Annotated in this window: 11 protein-coding genes; 6 read left to right on the forward strand and 5 right to left on the reverse strand. The window is 68.9% G+C overall.

Translation table 11 applies throughout. The annotated features are described in order from the left end of the window. Positions 1 to 22: 22 nt before the first annotated feature. The 3 genes from gltX to PGN12_15720 are packed head-to-tail and all read left to right on the forward strand — an operon-like array spanning position 23 to position 2,974. Positions 23 to 1,471 carry a glutamate--tRNA ligase gene (gene gltX, locus PGN12_15710; protein MEH3105332.1) on the forward strand — a complete coding sequence of 483 codons (1,449 nt, stop codon included), beginning with the start codon at positions 23 to 25 and terminating at the stop codon, positions 1,469 to 1,471. A gap of 12 nt (positions 1,472 to 1,483) precedes the next feature. Next, positions 1,484 to 2,767, forward strand: a complete 1,284-nt coding sequence (gene gltA, locus PGN12_15715) for a citrate synthase (GenBank protein MEH3105333.1) — start codon at positions 1,484 to 1,486, stop codon at positions 2,765 to 2,767. Between the two features lie 6 nt (positions 2,768 to 2,773). Then, positions 2,774 to 2,974, forward strand: a complete 201-nt coding sequence (locus PGN12_15720) for a hypothetical protein (protein ID MEH3105334.1) — start codon at positions 2,774 to 2,776, stop codon at positions 2,972 to 2,974. On the opposite strand, the gene PGN12_15725 is transcribed toward PGN12_15720, so the two are convergent. From PGN12_15725 to PGN12_15735, 3 genes are read right to left on the reverse strand one after another with little or no spacing between them, the layout of a single operon-like run. Next, the gene (locus PGN12_15725; GenBank protein MEH3105335.1) at positions 2,924 to 4,300 is read right to left on the reverse strand and encodes a HAMP domain-containing sensor histidine kinase; all 1,377 of its coding nucleotides are present in this window, start codon (positions 4,298 to 4,300) and stop codon (positions 2,924 to 2,926) included. The genes PGN12_15720 and PGN12_15725 overlap by 51 nt on opposite strands. Then, positions 4,297 to 5,397 carry a DUF2336 domain-containing protein gene (locus tag PGN12_15730; GenBank protein MEH3105336.1) on the reverse strand — a complete coding sequence of 367 codons (1,101 nt, stop codon included), beginning with the start codon at positions 5,395 to 5,397 and terminating at the stop codon, positions 4,297 to 4,299. The genes PGN12_15725 and PGN12_15730 overlap by 4 nt, the downstream gene beginning before the upstream one ends. Before the next feature lie 34 nt (positions 5,398 to 5,431). Beyond that, positions 5,432 to 6,616, reverse strand: a complete 1,185-nt coding sequence (locus tag PGN12_15735) for a hypothetical protein (protein ID MEH3105337.1) — start codon at positions 6,614 to 6,616, stop codon at positions 5,432 to 5,434. 227 nt (positions 6,617 to 6,843) lie between these two features. On the opposite strand from PGN12_15735, the gene PGN12_15740 reads away from it, so the two are divergent. Continuing rightward, positions 6,844 to 9,042 (forward strand): hypothetical protein, encoded by a 2,199-nt coding sequence (locus PGN12_15740; protein ID MEH3105338.1) that lies wholly within the window; start codon positions 6,844 to 6,846, stop codon positions 9,040 to 9,042. Between the two features lie 28 nt (positions 9,043 to 9,070). Here PGN12_15740 and PGN12_15745 read toward each other — a convergent pair whose 3' ends face one another. Both PGN12_15745 and PGN12_15750 read right to left on the reverse strand, forming a co-directional pair. Beyond that, complete coding sequence (locus tag PGN12_15745) at positions 9,071 to 9,763, reverse strand: PAS domain S-box protein (GenBank protein ID MEH3105339.1); 693 nt, start codon at positions 9,761 to 9,763, stop codon at positions 9,071 to 9,073. 128 nt (positions 9,764 to 9,891) lie between these two features. Further along, the gene (locus PGN12_15750) at positions 9,892 to 10,716 is read right to left on the reverse strand and encodes a phosphoheptose isomerase (GenBank protein MEH3105340.1); all 825 of its coding nucleotides are present in this window, start codon (positions 10,714 to 10,716) and stop codon (positions 9,892 to 9,894) included. Positions 10,717 to 10,834: 118 nt separating this feature from the next. On the opposite strand from PGN12_15750, the gene bamD reads away from it, so the two are divergent. Both bamD and recN read left to right on the forward strand, forming a co-directional pair. Then, positions 10,835 to 11,833 carry an outer membrane protein assembly factor BamD gene (bamD, locus tag PGN12_15755; GenBank protein MEH3105341.1) on the forward strand — a complete coding sequence of 333 codons (999 nt, stop codon included), beginning with the start codon at positions 10,835 to 10,837 and terminating at the stop codon, positions 11,831 to 11,833. A 64-nt stretch (positions 11,834 to 11,897) separates the two neighbouring features. Next, positions 11,898 to 13,553 (forward strand): DNA repair protein RecN, encoded by a 1,656-nt coding sequence (gene recN, locus PGN12_15760; GenBank protein ID MEH3105342.1) that lies wholly within the window; start codon positions 11,898 to 11,900, stop codon positions 13,551 to 13,553. Positions 13,554 to 13,584 lie beyond the last annotated feature (31 nt).

The following is a 13,584-nucleotide window of genomic DNA, read 5'->3' on the forward strand; positions in this document are numbered from 1 at the left end:
TCCAGCCTGGGAGCAAGCGCGCTTGAGCGCAACCGACAAAACCGCCAGCGCGGACGGCCGCGCCGTCGTCACCCGCTTCGCCCCGTCGCCGACGGGGTTCCTTCACATCGGCGGCGCGCGCACCGCGCTGTTCAACCTGCTGTATGCGCGCCATCACGGCGGCACCTTCCGGCTGCGGATCGAGGACACCGACCGCGCCCGCTCGACGCAGCCCGCTATCGACGCGATCCTCTCGGGGATGCGCTGGCTCGGGCTCGATTGGGACGGCGAGGAGGTCTATCAGTTCGAACGCGCCGATCGCCACGCCGCGGTCGCGCAGACGATGATCGAGCACGGCCATGCCTATCGCTGCTATCTGACCCAGGAAGAGCTGGACGCGATGCGCGCCGCGGCGCAGGCCGCCAAGCAGCCGCTGCGCATCCGCTCGCCGTGGCGCGACCGCACCGACTATCCCGCCGACAAGCCGTATGTCGTCAGGCTGCGCGCGCCGACCGAGGGTGCGGTGACGATCGAGGACCGCGTGCAGGGCAGCGTCACCGTCCAGAATGCCGAGCTCGACGATCTCGTCCTGCTCCGCTCCGACGGTACCCCGACCTATATGCTCGCGGTGGTGGTCGACGACCACGACATGGGCGTGACGCACGTCATCCGCGGCGACGATCACCTCAACAACGCCTTCCGCCAACTGCCGATCTATCGCGCGATGGACGCCATCGAAGGCGGGTGGCCCGATCCGGTCTATGCGCACATCCCGCTGATCCACGGCAGCGACGGCGCGAAGCTGTCGAAGCGCCACGGCGCGGTCGGGATCGAGGCCTATCGCGACGAACTGGGCATCCTGCCCGAAGCACTCGACAATTACCTGCTCCGGCTCGGCTGGGGGCATGGCGATGCCGAGATCATCTCGCGCGACGAGGCGATCGCATGGTTCGATCTCGCCGGGGTCGGCAAGTCGCCGAGCCGCTTCGACCTGAAGAAGCTGGAGAACCTCAACGGCCATTACATCCGCGCTGCAGACGATGCGCGGCTCGCCGATCTGGTGGCGGAGCGACTCGAGTTCGACCACGACGATACCCGTCGTTCGATCCTGCGCGCGGCGATGCCGTCACTCAAGCCGCGCGCCGCGAACCTCAACGAGTTGACCGAGGCGACTGCCTTCCTCTTCGCCGCGCGTCCGCTCGCGGTGGAAGACGCCGCGCAGCCATTGCTCGGCGGCGAGGCGCCCGCCCTGCTCTCGCGCCTGCACACGGCGCTTGACGCGGTGCACAACTGGGATACGGAGACGACCGAAGCGGTGGTGCGTTCGGTGGCCGAAGACGCGGGCGTCAAGCTCGGTCAGGTCGCGCAACCCCTCCGCGTCGCGCTGACCGGCCGGAAGACCTCGCCGGGCATCTTCGACGTACTCGTCCTTCTAGGACGCGCGGAAAGCCTGGCCCGCATTGCGGACCACATGACCCCGACCGGGGCCTGACAGGAGAAGATCATGACCGAAGCCGCCAAGTTCACGCTGTCGGGCAAAGAGCTCGATTATCCGGTCCTTTCGGGCTCCGTCGGCCCGGACGTCGTCGACATCCGCAAGCTGTACGGCCAGACCGGCGCCTTCACCTACGATCCGGGGTTCACCTCGACCGCCTCGTGCCAGTCGAAGCTGACCTATATCGACGGTGACGAGGGCGTCCTGCTTCACCGCGGCTATCCGATCGGCGAGCTGGCCGAACAGTCGAGCTTCATGGAAGTCTGCTACCTGCTGCTCAACGGCGAGCTACCGGACCAGGGCGAGCTGGATTCGTTCTCGCGCACGATCACCCGCCACACGATGGTCCACGAGCAGCTCGCGCAATTCTTCCGCGGCTTCCGTCGCGACGCGCACCCGATGGCGATCATGTGCGGCGTGGTCGGCGCGCTGTCGGCCTTCTACCACGATTCGACCGACATTCACGATCCGCAGCAACGCATGATCGCGTCGCACCGGCTGATCGCCAAGATGCCGACGATCGCGGCGATGGCGTACAAGTACAGCGTCGGGCAACCGTTCCTGTATCCGGACAATTCGCTGTCCTACACGGGCAATTTCCTGCGCATGACCTTCGGCGTCCCGGCCGAGCCGTATGTGGTGAACCCGGCGGTCGAGAAGGCGATGGACCGGATCTTCATCCTCCACGCCGATCACGAGCAGAACGCCTCGACCTCGACCGTCCGTCTGGCCGGTTCGTCGGGTGCCAACCCGTTCGCGTGCATCGCGGCGGGCATCGCCTGCCTGTGGGGCCCGGCGCATGGCGGCGCGAACGAGGCGGCGCTCAACATGCTGCACGAGATCGGCACGCCCGAGCGCATCCCCGAGTTCATCGCGCGCGCCAAGGACAAGAACGATCCGTTCCGCCTGATGGGCTTCGGCCACCGCGTCTACAAGAACTACGATCCGCGCGCGACCGTCATGCAGAAGACGGTGCGCGAAGTGTTCGAGGCGCTTAACGTGCAGGACCCGCTGTTCGAGACCGCGCTGCGGCTGGAAGAGATCGCGCTCAACGATCCGTATTTCGTCGAGAAGAAGCTGTTTCCGAACGTCGATTTCTATTCGGGCGTGATCCTCTCGGCGATCGGCTTCCCGACCAGCATGTTCACCGTGCTGTTCGCGCTCGCCCGCACCGTCGGCTGGGTGGCGCAGTGGAACGAGATGATCACCGATCCCGACCAAAAGATCGGCCGTCCGCGCCAGCTCTACACCGGCCCGACGCAGCGCAGCTACGTCCCCGTCAGCCAGCGCTAGGCCCGCATGTTCCGGCTCCGCCCGCTCCTCACCGTCCTCGGCGTGCTCTGCGCGCTCATGGGGGCTCTGTGGATCGCGCAGGGGCTAGGCTATGTGAACTGGCCGCGCTCCAGCTTCATGCTGGGGCGCGGCATATGGGCCGATTACGGCAGCGGCCTAGCGATCTTCGGCTTGCTGCTGATCCTGCTCGCCCGGCGCCTGCGCTGACGCGGCAGGCAGCGCGAGCGTGAAGCACGCGCCTTGGCCGATCTCGCTCTCCACGGTCAGCGATCCGCCCATCGCCTGCGCCAGCCGCCGCGCGATATAGAGGCCCAGGCCGCTGCCGCCCGGCACGCTGTCGTCGCCGCGCACGAACTTCTCGAAAATCCGTGCCTGCTCGTGCACCGCGATCCCGCGCCCCTGATCGCTGATGTTCAGCCGTATCTCCGCGTCGCGAAGCCGCGCGCGCACGCGCACCACCCCGCCCGCAGGCGAATAATCGACCGCGTTGCCCAGCAGGTTGACCACGATCTGCAACACACGCCGGTAATCGCCGCAGGCCGCGATCGTATCGCCGGCGAACGGCGCAATGGTCACCCCGCGTGCCGCCGCGCGCGCGGCCACCAGAACCGTTCCCTCGCGCACGACGGCGACGAGGTCGACCGCATCGCGCGCCACCGCCAGATCGCCGCGTTCGATCGCCTCCATATCGACCAGATCGTCGACCAGCCCCATCAGGTGGCGCCCGGCGCTGGCGATATCCAGCGCATAGTCGCGATAATGTGGATCGAGGCCGCCATCGGCTGCACCGCTGATACTCTCCGCCTGCGCAATGATCGTGCCGAGCGGCTCGCGCAGGGTGCGACGCAGGCGCGCATTGAACGCCGTGGTCAGCCCGTCGCGGATGCCGGCCGCGACCCCGGTGTAGACCCCGCCCACGAACCCGGCGAAGCCGCCCGCGGCGTCGAGTGCCACTCTTGCCGCCAGTGTCACCCGCGCCCCACTCGCGCGCACCATCGCCGACTGCCCCGCGAAGTCGCGCACGTTCGACATCGCCTCCAGCAACGGCATCGCCCCATCGACTCCAGCCTCAAGCACGAATAGCATCGCGATTGGCTGACCCAGCACCGCCACCGGATCGATGCCATGGCGGGCTGCCGCCACCACATCGAGCCGCGTGAGCCGCAGCCCGGCATCGACCTCCCACGACCATGATGCATCGGCGGGCGGCTCGTTCGCGATCGTCGCTGCCGGAGCCAGCGTCGCGCCCGGACGCTCGCGCAACAGGGTGCCTGCCAGTGCGACGGCCCCGCCTTCGTCAGGCACGACGCGAACGTACCAGTCGCCGTCCGTTTCGTCATCGCCGATCGTGATCGTACGCGCGACCGGCACGCGCAGCCCGCGTGCGATCCGCACCAGCGCCGACACTGCCGCCAGCGCCAGTCCACTGTCACGCGGCCCGCTGGCGCGGCCGTTGAGCTCGGCGAACCGTGTATCGGCGCTCAGGACGCGCTCGTCGCTATCGAGCAAGGCATTGAATGCCCCGCGCGTCATGTCCTCGTCCGTTCAACCGACGCGCGCGACGTCAGCGCGTGCACTGCCGCGCGGAAGTCACCGGGCAGCCGCAGGGTCGCGATCGCCTCTGCAGCCACGCCAGGGTCGAGCGCGCCGAGCGGATCGAGCACCTCGATCAACATCGTCAGATCGCGTTCGCGGTCCGCCTCGGACAACAGGAAGCCCGCGCGGGCGATCGTATCGCGATCGAGCCCGGCCGCGCGCAGTGCCAGCCACAGCCGGTCACTCGCCGAATCGAGCACCAGCGACAAGGCCGCTTCGGCATCGACCCCGATCCCGTCGGCCAGCAACGCGGCGAACAATGCGGTGCGCGCGCTCTCCAGCGCGCGCACCATCAGTGCTCCCCGATCGGTTCGCGATGGGGCCAGCGCGCGCACCAGCCGCGCTGCGGCTTCGCCGATCTGACCTTCGTTGGCGCGCGCGATCCGGTGCTGCGCCGCTTCGCACAAGGCGGCGTCCGCCGCTGTTCCACCCGCGGCGCCAAGCCGTTCGCGCAGCGCCGCGGCGACCCACCAGACGATTCGCGCCTGGATCGCCGCCGGCAGCACCGCATGGCGTCCCTCCGAAACCGCCCGGCGCATCCCGTCCGCCAACAGATACTCGCCCGCCGCCGCGCGCTGCGCCGCATCGCCGTTCTGGATCAGCGCAGTGACGATCGTCATCCCCGCATCCGGCGCGCGCTGTGCGGCCAGCGACTCGTCGAGAAGGTCGATGCGTGCCTGCGCGATCAGCGCGGCGATCAAGTCGGCGTCGCGCATCAATCCGGCGTCCAGCAGGCGCGGCCACGCCAACGAACGGTTCGAGCCCAGGATCGCCGCCGCCTCCCGCCGGCCCACTGCCATCAGCGCGCGCGCGGCGTCGCCCGACACATGCTGCTCGACCGCGCAGATCGTCGCCTCGGCCAGTCGCAAGGTGGCCGCGCGGGTTCGATCGTCCAGTCTCCCGGGCTGCGACAGGAAAATGTCCTCGACTGCCACGGCAAGCCGTCGTTCGGCAGCACGCTCGGCGTCGGCGGCATAGGATGCCAACCGCGCCGGGTCGCCCAAAACACTGGCATTGGGGGAGGAAGCCGACATGCTCCCCTCTTATGGCGTGTAAGTTAACGGGCGGCTAAGCCTGCCGTAGCCGCTCCACCGCCGCGATCAGCGTCGCGATCGCATATCCCGCCACGATCCCGATGCCTACCGCCGGGTGGCCGAGCAGCGCGAACAGCGTCAGAAGCGCGAGATAGGCAGGGGCGACGCCCCACCACGGCCGGCGGCTCCCGGCGCTCGCCGCACGCTCACCGACACCCCCTGCCACCAGCGCGAGCAAGGCGAGCAGGCGCGCACTCGTCGACGCAGCGACGCCATCGACGACATGCGCCAGCAACAGCACGGCCAGCGCGGGCGCTATCAGGATCGCGGCACGGTTGGCGCGGAGCAACCCCGGCTCGTCGCGGAAGAGCGCCAGCGCCCCCGCCAGTTCCGCAGCCAGGACGCTCGCCAGCACCAATGCCAGCCCGATCCCCGTGAAGCCTGCACCGACCGTCACCAGCCCCGCCGCCATCGCCGCTCCGGCCGCCGCGCTGCACGCCTCGGTCCCGATGCCCTGCCGCGCGATCCACGGGATCGCCATCCGCGCCAGCGGGCGCAGCACCAGCCGCTCGAACCAGCTCGGCCGCACGGCCATTGACGCCGACAGCACGGCGCGGCCGCGCTCCTCCAGTGCCACGGCGCGGCGTTCGATGCCGTGTCCCATCGCCATATTGTCCAGCCGCAGCGTCACGTGTCGCGCGCCTGCCTGTTCGGCGGCGTGGAGCAAGGTCGATTGCAGGTCGTAATCCTCGGGGAGCCGCGCAGCGTCGGCGACACGCCCGGCGTCGATCCGCGCCACCCCCGCCCAGGCCGCACCACCGCCGACCCGCTCGAACGTCGTCCCGGCCTGCGTGCCCGGCACCACCAGCAGCGCGTCGCCCGCCTCCCCCGCCATGCGGCTGATGACATCCTCGGTCGTGACCAGCCCGTCCGCGATCATCACCACACGCGCCAGCGGATGCAATTTGGCGAGCGCGTCTGCGGCGCTGCGCACGGCATCCACCGCCACGCCCCGCCGTCCGATCCGCGCCATCGCACCGATCAGTTCGGGGGTCAGCCGCGACACCACGACGACGATCTGCGCCACGTCGCACGCCACCAGCAGTCGCGCCTGATATTCGATCAGCGTTGCCGCCGCGAACGGAAGCGTCGCCGCGAGCATCCCGGAGCGATCCTCCGCCTCGTGGGTCGCGAATAACAGGCCAGCAAGCATGGTCATGGCTGTTAGGATGGCCGCGGACGACTGGCAACAATCCCTGACACGACCGGCGCTTGCGCCGAACCGAGCCGCGCCGCGCCTCTGAAACGGGTTTCCGGACGCGGCAAACGTGTTACACCGTTGGAATGAACGGGGGGCCGTCTTCCATTTTCGACATTCGACCAGCAGGCGCCGAGACGCCGGCAGAACAACTCGTCCCGACGCCTTATGCGGAGCCGCAACGTTACGTGACCGATCCCGTCTTCTCCGATGACGAGGACGCCGTGGCGCCGCTGCGTCGTCGTGCCGTGCTGGGCTGGATCGCGATCATACTGGCTGCCGCCTGGGTCGCCGCGTTGCTGTGGATCGCACGCGATGCGTTGGCGACGATGCCGCCGCTGGCGCTGGCGCAATTCGGTGCCGCTGCCGCGACCGTACCGGCGCTGGCCGGGATCATCTGGTTGCTGACGCTCCGCACCAGCGATGCCGAGGCGCGCCGCTTCGGTGCCACCGCGCGCGCGATGCGCAGCGAATCGCTCGCGCTGGAAGGTGCCGTCGCGGCGCTGGGCGAGGAGATCGACGAGCGGCGCACGGCGTTGGCCGAACAGGTGCGACTGCTGACCGCGCTCGGCGATGCGGCGACCGCGCGCCTCACGACGATCGGCGAGGGTCTGTCGAACGAGATCGCGCGGGCCGATGCGCATGCGCGCGCACTGGCGAGCGCTACCGGTCATGCCGCGGATCAGCTGGAGGCGCTGCTCGGTGCCCTGCCGCGTGCGACCGACGAAACCCGCACGCTGGCCGCGACGATCGATCAGGCCGGGCTGGTCGCCTACGAACATAGCGCCGCGCTCGATGCGCAAGTGGCGGCACTCGCCGCGCGCGGACGCGAGGCGGAGAGCGTCGCGGGCGGTGCCGCCGAGAAACTCGCCGCCTATATGCAGCGGATGGAGGCGACCAGCGCCACCGCCGGATTGCGACTGGAAGGCGTCACCTCGGACGCCGCGGTCGCGGTCGATGCGCTGCTCGAACGCACCGCCATCGCCATCGACGAATCGCGCAAGGGCATCGTCGCGCAGGGTGAAGCGATGCTGGCGATGGTCACCGCCAGCCAGCAGGCGCTCGATCACGCCGCACGCGGCAATGCCGAGGCGCTCAGTGAGCGGATCGAACTGGTCGAGGTCGTGATCGAGCGGATCGCGGCACGTCTGGATGCGCAGCGCGGCGCGGGCGAGATGCTGTTCAGCACGCTCGACGATGCGATCGACCAGGCCGGCGCGCGCTTCGACGCGCTTCATGCCGATGGCACCGAGCGCAGCCGGCAACTCGCCGCGACGATCAGCGCGTTGCAGGCGACCACCGAGGCGCTGATTGCCGCGATGGACAGCGGCAACGGCACCGCGGAGCGCACCATCGCCACCACCGAGCATCTGCTCGTCGCACTAGACGCTGCGGCGCGCGAGATGGACGAGACGATGCCCGACGCGATCGCGCGGCTCGAATCGCGGGTCGGCTCGACCAAGCAGGTGATCGTCGCCGCCAAGCCGGAATTGCTGGCGCTCGTCACCGCCGCGGAAAGCACGCATGACGCGATCGAAGCGGTGGCGCAGGTCGTCGCCGAGCAGCGTCAGACCGTAGAGACGCTGACGACGCGGCTCAGCGAGGGGCTGGAGCGCGGCCGTGCGCAGGCCGGGCTGATCGGCGATGCGGTCGAGGATGCCACCCGCCGCGCCGACGATCTCGCCGAAGAGGCTGCGCCGCGTTTGCTGGAGGCGTTGCTCCGGGTTCGCGAAACCGCTGCTGCCGCCGCGGAACATGCGCGCGAGGCCCTGGCGCGCGTCATCCCCGAAGCGGCCAGCGCGCTGGAAAGCGCCGGTGTCGCCGCGCTGGAGCGCGCGGTCGACAGCGGGGTGCAGAAACAGGTCGAACAGGTCGCGCGCATTTCCGAAACCGCTGTGGCCGCCGCGAGCCGCGCCGGCGACCGCCTGCAGACGCAACTGGAGGGCATCGAGAAGACCATTGCGGTCATCGACCGGCGGCTCGAGGAAGCGCGTGAGGCCAGCGAGGCAAATGAGCGCGACACCTTCGCCCGGCGCGCGTCGCTGCTGATCGAGTCGCTCAATTCGGCGTCGATCGATCTTACCCGCACCTTCGCACCGGAAATCTCCGACAGCGCGTGGGCGGCCTATCTGAAGGGTGATCGCGGCGTCTTTACCCGCCGCGCGGTGCGCCTGCTGGACGGCTCCGAACAGCGCGATGTCGCGCGCCTCTACGACGAGGACGGTGGCTTCCGCGAGCAGGTGAACCGCTACATTCACGATTTCGAGGCGATGTTGCGCACGATCCTCGCCCAGCCCGACGCGTCGCCGCTGGGCGTGACCTTGCTGTCGTCGGACATGGGCAAGCTGTACGTCGCATTGGCGCAGGCGATCGAGCGACTGCGCTAGCACGCGCCATTCCCGGCGTGGCCAGCGCCTACAGGTTCTCGGCGGCGAGCAGATAGTCGCGCATGCGCACCGCGCCGGGATCGGTCATGCGCAGACGCACCCGGCGCCGGTCGGTGGGATCGGGATCACGCGCGACCAAACCCCGCTCGACCAGCATCGCGATCTGACGCAGCGCGGTGGTAAGCGGGGCGCCGGAAGCGATCGCAGCGCTGGTCGTATAGGTGTCGCGCCCAGCCAGCTCCTGCGCGAACAGGTCGAGCAGCAGGTCGAACGCTGGCTCGCCGAACATCTCGTCCTCGAAAAATCGCGTGCGCAGGCGTCGCTTGGCGAGGATGCGCTGGGCGGCGACGCGCAATAGCCGCTTCTCGTCCTCCATCGGCGGCCCGTCGATCAATTCCACCGTCGCCATCATCCGGCGCATCGGACCGGCGTGGAAAAGACTGATATGATTGGTGACCCAGATGTGGCGTCCGTCTGCGCCGATATAGCGCTTGGTGATCGAGAACGGCGTACCGTCGGCGATCAACGTATCGGCCAGTTCGCGATTGACGTCGCGATCGTCGGGATGGGTAAACTCAAGAACGTCACGCCCGATCAGCGCGTCTCGCTTGTAGCCGAGCGCCGCGCCATAGCCTTCGTCCGCATCGACTATACGCAGTTGCTCGTCGGTCAGACAGCTTAAAAGCTTCCGCGCCCCCGCCCGGTCGACGGCCCGATCCATGTCCCCGATATCCCCGTTCCCTGTGATCGCTCCCGACCGTCCAGCCGGGAGCGTCTGACAGGAACATCACAAGAAACTCAATGCGACGCAACATCATTATGGTCGCATATGGGAGCGTTATCGCTCGATCAGAGCCGCTCATCACCCGGATAGGCGAACAGCAGGTCGGCGTCTTCCGATGCGTGGAGTTGCTCACGCCCGGTCACCATCACGCACTCGCCAGCTTTCCACGGAACGCCAGCGACGACGCCCTCGCCGCGGATCGGGACCAGCCAGCCGGTCTTGCCTTCCGGCAGCGCGATGTCGCGCTTGCCACCCGTCCAGCGCTCGAGCACAAATTTCGGCCCTTCGACCAGGATCTTGCGGCCTGGCGCCACCTCACCCGGCTGCGGCGGAGCCACATAAGGGTTGAGATCGGCAACCGCCACACCGTCATCCAGATGAAGCTCGCGGGGCCGGCCATAGTCGAACAGGCGGTACGTGGTGTCCGAATTCTGCTGGACCTCGATCACCGTCAGGCCGGCACCGATCGCGTGAATCAACCCGGAATGCGAGTAATAGAAGTCGCCGGCCTTCACCGGCTTCCAGTCGAGCTTGTGCTCCAGACTTCCGTCCTCGGCGGACGCGCGGAGTTCGTCCTTGGTCATCGGGGCGAGCGGGCCGATGGCGATCGTCGAGTCGGGTTCGGCAGCGAGGATCGTCCAACATTCGTCCTTGCCGCGTGGCAGCCCCCGCTTCTGTGCCTCCTCGTCGGACGGATGGTCCTGCACCGACAGCTTCTCGCTCGTGAACAGATATTTGATGAGCAGCTCGGGCTCTTCCGGATGCGGCGACTGGAACCAGATTTCGCCGATCGGCTCAGCGTCGGGTGCCGGATCGGGAAAGCCCGGGTAGAGATGGTGCCGCCCCCACGGCTTTTCGACGCGCTTGGTGGCGAGCAGGGTCGCGGGCATAAGCGTAATCCTTCGTTCGGGTCGCTGACAGGCGCATCAACGCCTTCCCGCTAGCCACTGTTGCGCGTGCGCGAAAGCCGTTGTTCGCGGGGGTTCCTCTAAGCTAAGAGCAGAGGCGATGCGTACCCTCACCCTTCGCCCGCTCCCCAACCGTTCGCTCGCGATCGGCGTTGTCGCTGCCCTGGCCGTGTCGCTTGCCGGTTGCTCGGGCGGCGCGCGCAACCGCGCGGACCTGCCCTATGTCGCGCGCGACGTCGGCACGCTCTACTCCGCTGCCAAGCAGCGCCTCGATCAAGGCCGCTACAAGGAAGCCGCCGCGCTGTTCGACGAGGTCGAGCGCCAGCACCCTTATTCGGTATGGGCGCGTCGCGCACAGTTGATGGGCGCGTTCAGCTATTATCTCAGCGGCGATTACACGCAGGCGATTCAGGGCGCGCAGCGCTTCCTGTCCGTCCACCCCGGCAATCGCGATGCGCCCTATGCTTATTACCTCATCGCGATGAGCTATTATGAGCAGATCAGCGACGTCACCCGCGACCAGAAGATCACGCAACAGTCGCTCGATTCGCTCGGCGAGCTGATGCGCCGCTATCCGACCTCGCGCTACGCCGCCGATGCGCGGTTGAAGCAGGATCTGGTCCGCGATCACCTCGCGGGCAAGGAGATGGAGATCGGGCGCTTCTACGAGCGTCGTCGTCAATGGCTCGCCGCGACGCTGCGCTTCCGCCGCGTCGTCGATCAGTATCAGACCACGACGCACACGCCGGAAGCGCTGATGCGACTGACCGAAGGCTATCTTGCGCTCGGCGTCCGCAACGAGGCGGAAAAGGCGGCGGCAGTACTGGGCGCCAATTATCCCGGCACCGATTGGTATGGCCGCGCCTACAAGATGATGAAGGAAAACCCGCCGGCGACGATCGCGCCGCTGGCGCCGGGACAGCCGGTCGTCGCGACCCCGGTGCGCACCGCGGTTCCGGGGGAGGCGACGGGCGCTGCGCCCAAGGCCGATGCGCCGCTTCCCTCGACGCCGGCGACGACCGGCGGCGACGCACAGTCGGGCGTTCCGGCCCCGGGCGTCGGCTCGCCATCGCCCGCGACCAATCCGACCGGCGGTTGATCGCGGCCCACCGGAACAAAAAGGGTAACCACCCGCGCGTTTTGCGGGTAAGGAGCGGCTGCCCATGCTGACCGCGCTTGCCATTCGTGACGTCGTGCTGATCGAGGCACTGGAGCTGGAGTTCGGCCCCGGCCTCGGCGTGCTGACCGGTGAGACCGGCGCGGGCAAGTCGATCCTGCTCGACGCACTGGGTCTCGCGCTCGGCCGCCGCGGCGAGAGCACGCTGGTGCGCGCCGGCGCGACGCAGGCGGTGGTAACCGCCACCTTCGACACGCCGCTCGCGGTCGCCGCGCTGCTCGCCGACAACGGGCTGGAGATCGATCCCGGCGAACCGCTCATCATCCGCCGGCTGGTCAAGGCCGACGGGGGCAGCCGCGCGTTCGTCAACGACCAGCCCGCCTCTGCCGCACTGCTGCGCGAGATCGGGCCGATGCTGGTCGAGATCCACGGTCAGCATGACGATCGCGGGCTGCTGGCCGCGGCCGGGCACCGCGCGTTGCTCGACAGCTACGCCGGCCAGGGCGTGCGCGACGTCGCCAGCGCCTATGCAACCTGGCGCGAGGCGCGGGTCGCGCTTGCCGAGGCGCGTGAGGGGATCGCGGCGGCGCAGGCCGATCGCGACTGGCTGGAACATGCCGTCGCGGAACTGGAGTCGCTCGCCGCCGAGCCCGGCGAGGAGGACGCACTTGCCGAGCGCCGCCGCGCGATGCAGCGCGCCGAAAAGAGCGCGGGCGAGTTGGATGCGGTCACCGAACATCTGGAGGGCAGCGCCGGGGCGCTGAGCCATTTGCGGCAGGCCGCGCGGGTGCTGGAACGGATTGCCGAGGACCATCCCGCGCTCGGCGAAGCGTTGGCGGCGATCGATCGCGCGCTGATCGAGGCTGGCGTTGCCGAGGAAAAGCTGCGCGACGCCGCGCTCGCGATGCTCTACGATCCGCGGCAGCTCGAAGAGGACGAGGCGCGGCTATTCGAGTTGCGCGCGATGGCGCGAAAGCATCGCGTCCAGCCCGATGCGCTGGCCGCGCTCGCCACCGATCTGCGCGACCGGCTGGTACGGCTCGATGCCGGCGAGCAGGGCTTGGCCGATCTGGAGCAAGCCGTCGCCAGATCGCGCGCCGCTTATGATCGCGCCGCCGAGCAACTGACCGCGATCCGCACCGACGCCGCCGCGCGTCTCGACGCGGCGGTCGCGGGCGAGTTGGCACCGCTCAAGCTGGACGCGGCCCGCTTCCGGACGGTCGTCGTGCCGTTGCCCGAAAGCGAGTGGTCGGCATCAGGACGCGACCGTGTCGAGTTCGAGATCGCCACCAACCCGGGCGCCCCGTTCGGTCCGCTGGCCAAGATCGCGTCGGGCGGCGAATTGTCGCGCTTCATCCTCGCGCTCAAGGTCGCACTCGCCGAACAGGGCGGGGCGGCGACGATGATCTTCGACGAGATCGACCGCGGCGTCGGCGGCGCGGTGGCAAGCGCGATCGGCGAGCGGCTCGGACGACTGGCGCAGGCGACCCAGCTGCTGGTCGTGACGCACAGCCCGCAGGTCGCCGCGCGCGGCGCGACGCACCTGCTGATCGCCAAGGCCAGCGACGGCACGGTAACCCGCACCGGCGTGCGCCCGCTCGATGCGGAAGGCCGCCGCGAGGAAATCGCGCGAATGCTGTCGGGCGCGACCGTCACCGCAGAGGCGCGCGCACAGGCGGAGCGATTGCTGGAGACGGCTTGAGAGAGTTCGCCGGACAGCAGGCTGGTACTTA

Origin of the sequence: Sphingomonas phyllosphaerae (assembly GCA_036946405.1) — a bacterium.
GTDB classification, from domain to species: Bacteria; Pseudomonadota; Alphaproteobacteria; order Sphingomonadales; family Sphingomonadaceae; genus Sphingomonas; species Sphingomonas phyllosphaerae_D.

Coding starts and splice junctions, on each gene's coding strand:
- gltA (MEH3105333.1), top strand. CDS start 1,484: ATGACCGAAGCCGCCAAGTTCACGCTGTCGGGCAAAGAGCTCGATTAT.
- PGN12_15720 (MEH3105334.1), top strand. CDS start 2,774: ATGTTCCGGCTCCGCCCGCTCCTCACCGTCCTCGGCGTGCTCTGCGCG.
- PGN12_15725 (MEH3105335.1), bottom strand. CDS start 4,300: ATGACGCGCGGGGCATTCAATGCCTTGCTCGATAGCGACGAGCGCGTC.
- PGN12_15730 (MEH3105336.1), bottom strand. CDS start 5,397: ATGTCGGCTTCCTCCCCCAATGCCAGTGTTTTGGGCGACCCGGCGCGG.
- PGN12_15735 (MEH3105337.1), bottom strand. CDS start 6,616: ATGACCATGCTTGCTGGCCTGTTATTCGCGACCCACGAGGCGGAGGAT.
- PGN12_15745 (MEH3105339.1), bottom strand. CDS start 9,763: ATGGATCGGGCCGTCGACCGGGCGGGGGCGCGGAAGCTTTTAAGCTGT.
- PGN12_15750 (MEH3105340.1), bottom strand. CDS start 10,716: ATGCCCGCGACCCTGCTCGCCACCAAGCGCGTCGAAAAGCCGTGGGGG.
- bamD (MEH3105341.1), top strand. CDS start 10,835: ATGCGTACCCTCACCCTTCGCCCGCTCCCCAACCGTTCGCTCGCGATC.
- recN (MEH3105342.1), top strand. CDS start 11,898: ATGCTGACCGCGCTTGCCATTCGTGACGTCGTGCTGATCGAGGCACTG.